9 protein-coding genes are annotated in these 10,996 nt (G+C 72.7%); 2 read left to right on the top strand and 7 right to left on the bottom strand.

Annotated features, from left to right (window positions below; genetic code table 11):
• Positions 1-103 precede the first annotated feature (103 nt).
• A complete protein-coding gene (locus tag D7M15_RS16845) occupies positions 104-679 on the top strand; it encodes an ATP/GTP-binding protein (RefSeq protein ID WP_240649675.1) in 576 nt (191 codons plus the stop codon).
• Here the strand turns inward: D7M15_RS16845 and folE are convergent.
• The 6 genes from folE to dacB form a co-directional block, all read right to left on the bottom strand.
• Positions 666-1,271 (bottom strand): GTP cyclohydrolase I FolE, encoded by a 606-nt coding sequence (gene folE / locus D7M15_RS16840; RefSeq protein ID WP_121518273.1) that lies wholly within the window; start codon positions 1,269-1,271, stop codon positions 666-668. The two genes, D7M15_RS16845 and folE, sit on opposite strands and share 14 nt — an antisense overlap.
• Positions 1,272-1,411: 140 nt before the next feature.
• Positions 1,412-3,445 (bottom strand): ATP-dependent zinc metalloprotease FtsH, encoded by a 2,034-nt coding sequence (gene ftsH / locus D7M15_RS16835; protein ID WP_121518272.1) that lies wholly within the window; start codon positions 3,443-3,445, stop codon positions 1,412-1,414.
• Positions 3,446-3,662: 217 nt separating this feature from the next.
• Positions 3,663-4,202: a hypoxanthine phosphoribosyltransferase gene (gene hpt, locus D7M15_RS16830; RefSeq protein WP_121518271.1), complete on the bottom strand. Its 540-nt coding sequence runs from the start codon at positions 4,200-4,202 to the stop codon at positions 3,663-3,665.
• Positions 4,203-4,255: 53 nt separating this feature from the next.
• Positions 4,256-5,275 (bottom strand): tRNA lysidine(34) synthetase TilS, encoded by a 1,020-nt coding sequence (gene tilS, locus D7M15_RS16825; protein WP_121518270.1) that lies wholly within the window; start codon positions 5,273-5,275, stop codon positions 4,256-4,258.
• A 143-nt stretch (positions 5,276-5,418) separates the two neighbouring features.
• On the bottom strand, positions 5,419-6,576 hold the full coding sequence (locus D7M15_RS16820; RefSeq protein ID WP_121518269.1) for a zinc-dependent metalloprotease: 1,158 nt from the start codon (positions 6,574-6,576) through the stop codon (positions 5,419-5,421).
• Positions 6,577-6,695: 119 nt separating this feature from the next.
• On the bottom strand, positions 6,696-8,276 hold the full coding sequence (gene dacB, locus D7M15_RS16815) for a D-alanyl-D-alanine carboxypeptidase/D-alanyl-D-alanine-endopeptidase (RefSeq protein WP_240649343.1): 1,581 nt from the start codon (positions 8,274-8,276) through the stop codon (positions 6,696-6,698).
• 85 nt (positions 8,277-8,361) lie between these two features.
• Here dacB and D7M15_RS16810 point away from each other — a divergent pair, with 85 nt between their 5' ends.
• Complete coding sequence (locus D7M15_RS16810) at positions 8,362-8,856, top strand: inorganic diphosphatase (protein ID WP_121518267.1); 495 nt, start codon at positions 8,362-8,364, stop codon at positions 8,854-8,856.
• A gap of 101 nt (positions 8,857-8,957) precedes the next feature.
• Here the strand turns inward: D7M15_RS16810 and D7M15_RS16805 are convergent, their stop codons facing one another.
• A complete protein-coding gene (locus tag D7M15_RS16805; protein ID WP_240649674.1) occupies positions 8,958-10,718 on the bottom strand; it encodes a SpoIIE family protein phosphatase in 1,761 nt (586 codons plus the stop codon).
• Positions 10,719-10,996: the final 278 nt, after the last annotated feature.

Here is a 10,996-nt window from a genome sequence, read left to right as displayed (position 1 = left end):
CACCGCCGTCGGCCCCGACCCCGCGCCCGCCCCCGGCGCCCGTACGGACCCGGGCGCGGGTACGGACCCTGGCGCGGCCCCGGCGCCGTACGCGCGTGCCCCGCTGAGCAGCACCGCCGCCAACGGCCTCAAGATCGTGATCGTCGGCGGCTTCGGCGTCGGCAAGACCACCATGGTCCGCTCCGTCAGCGACATCCGGCCGCTGAACACCGAGGAGACGATGACCCAGGCGGGCGAGGGCATCGACGACACCAGCGCCGTGGCGGACAAGACCACCACGACCATCGCCTTCGACTTCGGCCGCATCACGCTCGACGAACGCGCCGTGCTCTACCTCTTCGGCGCCCCCGGCCAGGAACGCTTCTGGTTCCTCTGGGACCGCCTCTTCAGCGGCACCCTCGGCGCCGTCGTCCTCGTCGACACCCGCCGCCTCGCCGACTCCTGGTACGCCATCGACCGGCTGGAGCACCACGGGACGCCGTTCATCGTCGCCAACAACGACTTCGGCGGGCAGCGCCACACGACGGAGCAGATACGCGACGCCCTGGACCTGCCCGACGACATCCCGATCGTGGACTGCGACGCCCGTTCCCGGAAGTCCAGCAAGCAGGTGCTGATCGCCCTCGTCGACCACCTCTACGCCCTGTCGACGGGCGGTGGCAGCCTCAGCGCGCCATGATCAGGCTCATCGCCTCGGCCCGCGTGGTCGCGTCGCGCAGCTGACCGCGTACGGCCGACGTGAGGGTCTTCGCACCGGGCTTGCGGACGCCGCGCACCGACATGCACATGTGCTCGCACTCGATGACCACGATCACGCCGCGCGGTTCGAGGATCTTCAGCAGCGAGTCCGCGATCTGCGTCGTCAGCCGCTCCTGGACCTGCGGGCGGCGGGCGAACACCTCGACCAGCCGCGCCAGTTTCGACAGCCCGGTGATCTTCCCGGTGGCCGCCGGGATGTAGCCGACGTGGGCCACCCCGTGGAACGGCAGCAGGTGGTGCTCGCACTGGCTGACCACCTCGATGTCCTTGACGAGCACCATCTCGTCGTGGCCCAGGTCGAACGTCGTGGTGAGCACGTCCTCCGGGCGCTGCCGCAGACCGGCGAACAGCTCGCGGTACGCCCGCGCCACCCGCGCCGGTGTCTCCCGCAGCCCCTCACGGTCGGGGTTCTCGCCCACGGCGAGCAGCAGTTCGCGGATCGCGTTCTCGGCGCGCTTCTCGTCGAACTCGCCTATGGGTCCATCGACGTCCACCGTCACGGGATCGGTCATCAGTTCCTCGTTCCTCAGACGCACACGCGCGCCACATGGGTCGCGCCCCACAGGCTAGAACCTGTGGGGCGCGACCGACATTCCGCACTGTCCGGGCGGCGACGCTGCCGGCCCGGGGAGCAGGAGGTGTCCGGGAGGGCTCAGCCCTCCGGACGGGGCTCCTCCGCGAGATCGATCGTGTCGGTCACCGAGTCCGTCGGGCCGATCTCCTTGCCCTTCTCGATCGAGGGCGTGGAGCCGTTGGTGAGCGCGGCGGCCGGGACCGACACCGGGGGGCGGGTCGACGGCGTACGCCGCGAGGAGCCCGTCCAGGCCGGACGCGGGGGGCGCCGGACGACCGCGGAGAAGATCTCGGCGATCTCCTCCTTGTTGAGGGTCTCCTTCTCCAGCAGCTCCAGCACGAGGTTGTCGAGGATGTCCCGGTTCTCCACCAGGATCTCCCACGCCTCGTTGTGCGCCGTCTCGATCAGCTTCTTGACCTCCTCGTCCACCAGCCCGGCGACCTCCTCGGAGTAGTCGCGCTGGTGGCCCATGTCCTTGCCGAGGAACGGCTCGGAGCTGTCGGAGCCGAACTTGATCGCGCCCAGCCGCTCGGTCATGCCGTACTGCGTGACCATGGCACGCGCCGTCGCGGTGGCCTTCTCGATGTCGTTCGACGCGCCGGTGGTCGGGTCGTGGAAGACCAGCTCCTCCGCCGCGCGCCCGCCCATCGCGTACGCGAGCTGGTCGAGCATCTCGTTGCGCGTGGTGGAGTACTTGTCCTCGTCGGGCAGGACCATCGTGTACCCCAGGGCGCGGCCTCTGGAGAGGATCGTGATCTTGTGCACCGGGTCGGAGTTGGGCGAAGCCGCCGCGACCAGGGCGTGACCGCCCTCGTGGTACGCGGTGATCTTCTTCTCCTTGTCGGACATGATCCGGGTCCGCTTCTGCGGGCCCGCCACGACACGGTCGATCGCCTCGTCCAGGAACTGGTTGTCGATCAGCTTCTTGTCGCTGCGGGCGGTGAGCAGCGCGGCCTCGTTCAGCACGTTGCTCAGGTCCGCGCCGGTGAAGCCGGGCGTGCGACGGGCGACGGCGCCGAGGTCGACGTCCTGCTCGACCGGCTTGCCCTTCTGGTGGACCTTCAGGATCTCCAACCGGCCCTGCATGTCCGGGCGGTCCACCGCGACCTGGCGGTCGAAGCGGCCGGGACGCAGCAGCGCCGGGTCCAGGATGTCCGGGCGGTTGGTGGCGGCGATCAGGATGACGCCGCCCTTGACGTCGAAGCCGTCCATCTCGACCAGCAGCTGGTTCAGCGTCTGCTCGCGCTCGTCGTGGCCGCCGCCCATGCCCGCGCCGCGGTGGCGGCCGACGGCGTCGATCTCGTCGACGAAGACGATCGCCGGGGCGTTCTGCTTGGCCTGCTCGAACAGGTCACGGACCCGGGAGGCGCCGACACCGACGAACATCTCGACGAAGTCGGAGCCGGAGATCGAGTAGAACGGGACGCCCGCCTCGCCCGCGACCGCGCGCGCCAGCAGCGTCTTGCCGGTGCCGGGCGGACCGTACAGCAGGACGCCCTTGGGGATCTTGGCGCCGACGGCCTGGAACTTCGCGGGCTCCTGGAGGAACTCCTTGATCTCCTCCAGCTCCTCGCACGCCTCGTCGGCACCCGCCACGTCCGCGAACGTCGTCTTCGGGGTGTCCTTGGTGATCAGCTTCGCCTTCGACTTCCCGAAGTTCATCACCCGGGAGCCGCCGCCCTGCATCTGGTTCATGAGGAACAGGAAGACGACGATGATCAGCACGAACGGCAGCAGGGAGAGCAGCATCCCGACGAACGGGTTCTGCTTGGACGGCGACACCGTGTAGCCGTCCGGGATGTCCTTGTTCTGGTATTCGTTCTGGAGGAGCTTGGCGAGGTCGACGCCCTGGTCGCCGATGTAGCTCGCCTTGACCTTGTCACTGCCCTCGACCTTTTGGCCGTCCTTCAGCTCGATCTTGACGATCTGCTCGTCGCCCGTCGTGAGCTGTGCGGACTTGACCTTGTCATCGTTGATCGCCTGGACCACCTGGCCGGTGTCCACCGTCTTGTGGCCCTCGGAGGAGCCGACGACCTGCATCAACACGACTACGGCGAGGACGGCCAGCACGATCCACATGACCGGCCCACGGAAGTATCGCTTCACGTCCATCCACGGGGCGCGAGCGCCCCGTCCCTCCTGCCACAGTGAGTTGAAAAAGCCTGACCTTCGGACGGTACCCCAGCATTGTCGCCCGGCGCCGCCGAGGACGGTCAACCTCCCCGCCCTCGCACGGTCCAACGGCGGGCGGGTCCCGTACGTTCCCGTCCGCCGGGAATCCGCGCGTACGCCGCCCGCGGAACGGGCGGCCCTCCCGCGTCGGACCCGCTCAGCCGCCGTACACGTGGGGCGCGAGGGTCGCCACGAACGGCAGGTTCCGGTACTTCTCCGCGTAGTCGAGACCGTAACCGATCACGAACTCGTTGGGGATGTCGAAGCCGACCCACCGCACGTCGATCGCCACCTTCGCCGCGTCCGGCTTCCGCAGCAGCGTGCAGACCCGCAGCGAAGCGGGCTCGCGCGAACCCAGGTTGGACAGCAGCCAGGACAGCGTCAGACCGGAGTCGATGATGTCCTCGACGATCAGGACGTGCCGTCCCTTGATGTCCGTGTCCAGGTCCTTGAGGATGCGCACCACCCCGGACGACTGGGTGCCCGCGCCGTACGACGACACGGCCATCCAGTCCATGGTGACCGGGCTCGACAGGCTGCGCGCCAGGTCCGCCATCACCATGACCGCGCCCTTGAGGACGCCGACCAGGAGCAGGTCCTCGCCCTCGTACTCGGCGTCGATCTCGGCGGCCAGCTCCGCGAGCTTGGCGTCGATCTCTTCCTTGGAGATGAGCACCGACTCCAGGTCGGTGCCCATGTCTTTCTCGTCCACCCGTGCCGCTCTCGTTCGAAGTCGGTACGCCGACGCAGTCAGCTCTGCCGGACGACCAGTCTGCCATTCCGCCGCAGGGCCTCCACCCGGCCGGGCAGGTTGATGGCCTGCTGGCCGCGCCAGGCGGTGATCAGGCGGTCCATCTCCTCGATGTGCCGGGCGAACAACGACCCGGCGGGGGCGCCCGCGGCGATGGCCGTACGGCGCAGGACCCGCCTGCGCACGGCGGGTGGGAGGGTGCGGAGCCGGGGGATGTCCAGCTCGCAGGGGAGCGCCGGGTCGGCGCGTACGGAACGCTCGGCCTCGTCGGTCCAGGCGTCCAGGGCGTCCGCGTCGTCGCGGGAGAGCTGGGCGGTGCGGGCGAGGGCGTCCACGACGCCCTTGCCGAGGGCCTTCTCCAGCATGGGCAGCGCCTCGTGCCGGACCCGGGAGCGGGTGTACGCCGGGTCGGCGTTGTGCGGGTCGTCCCAGACCGGGAGGGACTGCACCATGCAGGCGCGGCGGGTGGTCTGCCGGTCGACGGCGAGGAAGGGGCGGCGGTAGCGGCCGTGCGGTCCGGACACGGCGGCCATGCCGGAGAGGGAGCGGGTGCCGGAGCCGCGGGCGAGGCCCAGGAGGACGGTCTCGGCCTGGTCGTCGCGGGTGTGGCCGAGGAGGACGGCGGCGGCGCCGTGCCGCTCGGCGGCGGCGTCCAGCGCGGCGTAGCGCGCGTCGCGGGCGGCGGCCTCGGGGCCGCCCTCGCGGCCCACCGCCACGGTGACGCTCTCGACCGGGTCGAAGCCGAGGGCGGCGAGCCGGGCGGTGACGTCGAGGGACCGCTCGGCGGAACCGGCCTGGAGGCCGTGGTCGACGGTCACCCCGCCGACGCGGACGCCGACACGGGGGGCCTCGAAGGCGACGGCGGAGGCGAGCGCCATGGAGTCGGCGCCGCCGGAGCAGGCGACGAGCGCGAGCGGGGTGCCGGGCACCGTGGAACGGGCGCGGTGGTCGTTGAGGATGTCGTGGAGAACGCGGCGGACCGCCAGGCGTATCGCGGCGACCGCGGGATGGGGACCCATGTCCGATTCACTTCCTCGGGGAGAGGGTTGGTCACGCTGAGTGTGTCGATGGTGACAGAGACGGGTTGCGTCCCTGAGCATCGCACGCTGGCCCGCCGCTCACGGTCCCTCGGATGGGTGATTGGAGAGGTTTCCCGTCCGCATCAACCCGCCTTTCGGTGCATCCTCGCGATCCAGTCGGCGGGCTCGCTGATCTCTGCCTTCGTCGGCAGGGTGTTCGGTGACGTCCAGACGCGGTTGAAGCCGTCCATGCCGACCTCGTCCACCACGGCCCGTACGAACCGCTCCCCGTCGCGGTACTGCCGCAACTTCGCGTCCAGGCCCAGGAGTTTGCGCAGCGCCTGGTCGAGGCGGCCCGCGCCGCTGGCGCGGCGCTGCTGGAACTTCTCGCGGATCTCCGCGACCGACGGGACGACCTGCGGGCCGACGCCGTCCATCACGTAGTCGGCGTGCCCTTCGAGGAGGGACATCACGGCGGTGAGGCGGTTGAGGATCTCGCGCTGCGCGGGCGTCTGCACCAGCTCGACGAGGCTGCGCTCGCCCTCCGGCTCGCCCTCCTCGCCCGTGGGCCGGGCGCCGGTCAGCGACTGGGCGGCCTCGCGCAGCCGCTCCAGGAGGGTCGACGGGTCGACGTCGGTCTCCTCCAGGAACGAGTGGATCTCGCCGCGGATGTGGTCGCGCAGCCACGGGACGGCCGTGAACTGCGTGCGGTGCGTCTCCTCGTGCAGGCACACCCAGAGCCTGAAGTCGTGCGGGTCGACCTCGAGTTCGCGTTCCACGTGCACGATGTTCGGCGCGACGAGCAGCAGCCGGCCGCCGCCGTCGGAGGCCGCGGGCAGGTCGCGGGTGGCGGGGGCGAACGTCTCGTACTGGCCGAGCACGCGCGACGCCAGGAACGACAGCAGCATCCCGACCTCGACGCCCGTCACCTTGCCTCCGACCGCGCCGAGCACGGCGCCGCCGGGGGTCCCGGCGCGGCGTTCCTCCATCTTGCCGAGCAGCGGGGACAGCAGCTCGCGGAAGCCCGCGACGTTCGCCTTCACCCAGCCCGTACGGTCGACGACCAGGACCGGCGGCGGGGTCCCGGCGCCGAGGGCCGCGGACTCGGCGTCCGCGGCGGGCGGTTCGAGCCGGGTGAACGCGCGGACGTGCTCCTCGGACGCCTTCGCGTGCCGCCTCAGCTCCGCGACGACCGCGCGCGCCTCTTCCCGGGTCACCTCGGGACCGGGCCGCACGAGTCGGGTCGCGGTCGCGACCGCGAGGTTCCAGTCGACCATCTCCACACCACCGGGACTCGTCATGACTTCACGGTACGTGCCACGGCGTGCGGACGGGAGCGGACGTCCGTACGCCGCCGTACGGTCCGGGGCTCGGCCCGGTGTGCGGCGGCGTACGGAACGGGTCGGGACGGGCGCGCGGGTCAGCGGCAGCCGCAGTTGGCGAGGGACGACGCCAGCTTGTCGAGCGCCTTCTGCGCGCCCTCGCGGTCGGTGGTGCCCGTGGTCATGAACGCGAAGACGAGCAGTCGCCCGTCCGCGTCCACGACGCTGCCCGCCAGGGTGTTGACGCCGGTCAGCGTGCCGGTCTTGGCGCGTACGAGCCCGGCGCCGCGCTCGGCGTCCGCGTACCGGCGGTCGAGGGTGCCGGAGAAGCCCGCGACGGGCAGGCCGGTGAGGGCGGGGCGCAGTTCGGGCCGGTCGGGGTCGGCGGCCAGCGCGAGGACGCGGGTCAGCAGCTCGGCCGGGACCTTGCCCGTACGGTCCAGGCCGCTGCCGTCCACGATCTTCGCGCCCTTCACGGGGAGGCCGAGCTTCGCGAGCCGGTCGCGTACGGCGTCGCCCGCGCCGTCGAAGTCGGCGGGCGCGCCGTCCGCGAGGGCGGTCTGGCGGGCGAGGGCCTCGCCGATGTCGTTGTCGCTGTGGGTCAGCATCCGTTCGACGAGCGACGACGTCGGGGCGGAGCGGTGGACGGCCAACTGCTCGGCCTTCGCGGGCGCTTCGGCCTTCCGCGGCTCGCCGGTGACCTCGACGCCCTCCTTCGCGAGCCGGTCCGCGAACGCCTCGGCGGCGTCCCCGGCGGGGTCGGTGGAGCGGGGGGCGGGGCCGTGGGTGCTGTCGTCGAGGCGGCCCTCGTCGACCATGAGCGGGGTGACGGGGGCGAGGTTCTCGTTCGGGCCGAGGGGGTGGCGGGTGGTGCCGGTGTAGCGGCTGGTGTCGTAGCGGACGGAGACCTCGGGGCGGGCCGCGCCGTCCTTCCTCGCGCCGTCCTCGCCGTCCTCCTCCGCCGCGGACTTGAGGCTCTCGGCCGTCGCCGCCGCCAGCCGGTCCAGGTCCTCGGCGGTGACCGTCGGGTCGCCGCCGCCGACGAGGACGACGCTGTCGCCGTCCCCCCGTACGGTCCGGGTCGCGATCCGGTGGTCCGCGCCGCGCGCCGACAGGGCGGCGACGGCGGTGGCCAGCTTGACGGTGGAGGCGGGGGTGACCGCGCGGGTCGGGTCGGCGGCGAACAGCTGCTGTCCGCTGCCGACGTCGAGGACGGAGGCGCTGCGCACGGGGCCGAGCGCGGGGTCCTTGAGCAGCGGGCGCAGGGCGTCCGCGAGGCCGTCGGGGGTGGGCGGCGGCACGTTGTCGGCGCCGTTCCCGGCGGCCTCGTCGCCGTCGGACCCGTCGTCGGAGCCGTCACCGGACCCGCCGTCGCCGCCGAGCGCCGTGAGTACGCCGGGGGCGCGCGGCGCGGGACGTACGTCCCCCGGGGTGTGGTTCCCGCCACTCCCCGCGTCACGGGCGACCGCTCGCGTCCGCTCGGCCGTACGCTGCCCCTGGTCCCACGGTCCCGCCACGGCCACCACCGTGACGGCGACCGCGAGCCCGGCGGCGGCCGAACCGGCCGCCAGCCGCCAGGTCTGCCGCTGCTGCGGTGTCGCGGTACGCCAGTGGCGCCGGACCCGTCGCACGGGTCGGCGGACGGCCTCGGCGGTTACCCGGATCGCGCGGTCACGCACCTCGGACCAGCCCCTTTCGCAAGCACACACGTGCGTAGGGGACACTTAATCACCAGAACATGTGTTGATCACGGAGGAGCCTCCCTTGGAGTTCGACGTCGTCATCGAGATCCCGAAGGGGTCGCGGAACAAGTACGAGGTGGACCACGAGACCGGTCGCATCCGGCTGGACCGTCACCTCTTCACCTCGACCGTGTACCCGGCCGACTACGGCTTCGTCGACAACACCCTGGGCGAGGACGGCGATCCGCTGGACGCGCTGGTGCTGTTGGAGGAGCCGACGTTCCCGGGCTGCATCATCAAGTGCCGCGCCATCGGCATGTTCCGCATGACGGACGAGGCGGGCGGCGACGACAAGCTGCTGTGCGTGCCGTCGTCGGACCCGCGGATGGAGCACCTGCGGGACATCCACCACGTGAGCGAGTTCGACCGGCTGGAGATCCAGCACTTCTTCGAGGTCTACAAGGACCTGGAGCCCGGCAAGTCCGTCGAGGGCGCCGACTGGGTCGGCCGTTCCGACGCCGAGGCCGAGGTGGAGGCGTCGCGGAAGCGCCTGGAGGCGCAGGGCGGCGCGCACTGACGCGTACGCGCGTCCGGGTGCGTACGCGCGCCCGTACGGGTGGGGGCCGGGCCCGCCGTGGCCCGGCCTCCCCGGTTCCCCCGCCGTCCCCGGGGGCCGGGTCAGCCGGTCGCGCCCGCGGGCGCGGCGGGCGCGCGGGGCGCGTCGTCGGGCCCTGAGGGGTCGCGCGGCTCGTCGGGTTCCGGTGCCGGCGCCGCCGCGGCGGCCGTGAGCGCGTGCGGGATGTCCTGCTCCGCCCAGACGACCTTTCCGGTGTGCGTACGGCACGAACCCCAGCGCCTGCACAGCATGTTGATGAGCTGGAGCCCCCGCCCGCCCTCGTCCTGGGCGTCCGCGTGCTGGATCTGCGGCAGGTCTGGCCCGGTGTCGGAGACCTCGACCAGCAGCCGGTCGGCGCGCAGCAGGCGCAGGGTGCCGGGGCCGTCGCCGTAGCGCAGGGCGTTGGCGACCAGTTCGCTGACGACGAGTTCGGTGACGTCGGCCAGGTCGGCCAGGCCCCAGTCCCCGAGCTGCTCGGTGATCAGCTTGCGGGCCGTGGCCGCCGCCGTACCGTCCGAGGGCAGCTCCCAGACGCGCAACCCGCCGTCCGCGCCGCGCGCTTCGCGCCCCTCGCGGGCGTCGTCGCCGGTGCCGTCCGCGCCCGGGCCCGGGTCCGGGCCGCTCGCCGCGACCATGAGCACGGCCTCGTCGAAGCGGCGGTCCACGTCCTGCCCGGCGGACATCAGCGCGCCCGAGTCCAGCAGCGCCGGGCCCATCCCGGCGGCGGCCTCGCGCAGCCGCTCCAGTTCCGCGTCGACGTCGTCGCCGCGCGTCTTGAACAGCCCGTCCGTGTACAGCACCACGCGGCTCCCCGCCGCCACCGGCAGCCGTACGGCGTCGTACGGGATGACCCCCGCGCCGAGCGGCGCCCCTACCGGCAGGTCCACGTACGACGCGGTGCCGTCCGCCGTCACCAGGAGCGGCGGCGGGTGCCCGGCGGTGACGACGGTGTACGCGGCGTCCGCCGGGTCGTAGACGGCGCACAGGCAGGTGGCGACCTGGTCGTCCTCCAGGTCGCGGGTGGCCAGGTCCAGCTTGGCGAGGACGCGTTCGGGCGCGATGTCGAGCGTCATCAGGGTGCGCGCGACCGTGCGGAGCCGCCCCATCGTGGCGGCGGCGGGCAGCCCGTGGCCCATCACGTCGCCGACGACCAGGGCGGTACGCCCGCCGGGCAGCGCCACCACGTCGTACCAGTCACCGCCGACACCCCGCGCGTCGGCGGCGGGCGCGTACGAGGCGGAGACGGCGAGGCCGGGGGTGCGCGGGGTGGCGCGCGGGAGGAGGTTGCGCTGGAGGGAGACGACGTGTTCGCGCTCGCGGCCGTAGAGGCGTGCGTTGTCGATGAACACGGCGGCGCGCGAAGCGAGTTGCTCCGCGAGCGCCAGGTCGGTGGGCGTGAACGGGGGGCTGCTGCCCGCCCGTACGAAGTCGGCGGTGCCGAGCAGCACGCCGCGCGCCATCAGGGGCACCGCCATGTAGCTGTGGACGCCCTTCGCGCGCATCTTCGCGGCGCGGCGCGGGGTGGGCGTGACGCGCCGGAAGTCCTCGTCGGTCATGCCGCTGACGAGCACCGAACGGCGTTCCCGCAGGCAGCGGTCGGTGAGGAGGGCGCCGGGGTGGGCGGCGGGCGAGCCGATCGGGTCCGGTTCGAGGTCCAGCAGGGCGTCGACGGTGTGCACGGCGATGGCCCGGATCGGCGGGATGCCGCCGCCGGACCGCTCGCCCTCCTCGCCGTGGAGGACGGACTCCAGCAGGTCGACGGCGCAGGCGTCCGCGAGGTGCGGTACGGCGAACTCGGCCAGTTCCTGCGCCGTACGTTCCAGGTCGAGGGTGGTGCCGATGCGGGTCCCGGCCTCGTTGAGCCAGGCGACGCGGCCGTGCGCGTCGTGGTCGTCGGCGGGGGGTGCGGGCGTGCGGCCCGGTCGGAACGGCCCGAGGCTCCGGGCCCACCGGAAGCGGCGCCGCCCGCCGCTGCCGCCGCCGTTCACCGTGCCGGCCTCCCGTCCCGTCCCGTCCGCGGACGACTCGTGGCTCAAGTGTCGCCCCGGGGCTGAGCCGCCGCCTGTCGGCGGGACCGCCCGTGGGAGACGCCATGCTAGCC

The sequence above is a fragment of the Streptomyces sp. Z26 genome (genome assembly GCF_003665095.1).
GTDB classification, from domain to species: Bacteria; Actinomycetota; Actinomycetes; order Streptomycetales; family Streptomycetaceae; genus Streptomyces; species Streptomyces phytohabitans.
This window is presented reverse-complemented; position numbering and strand designations above follow the sequence as displayed.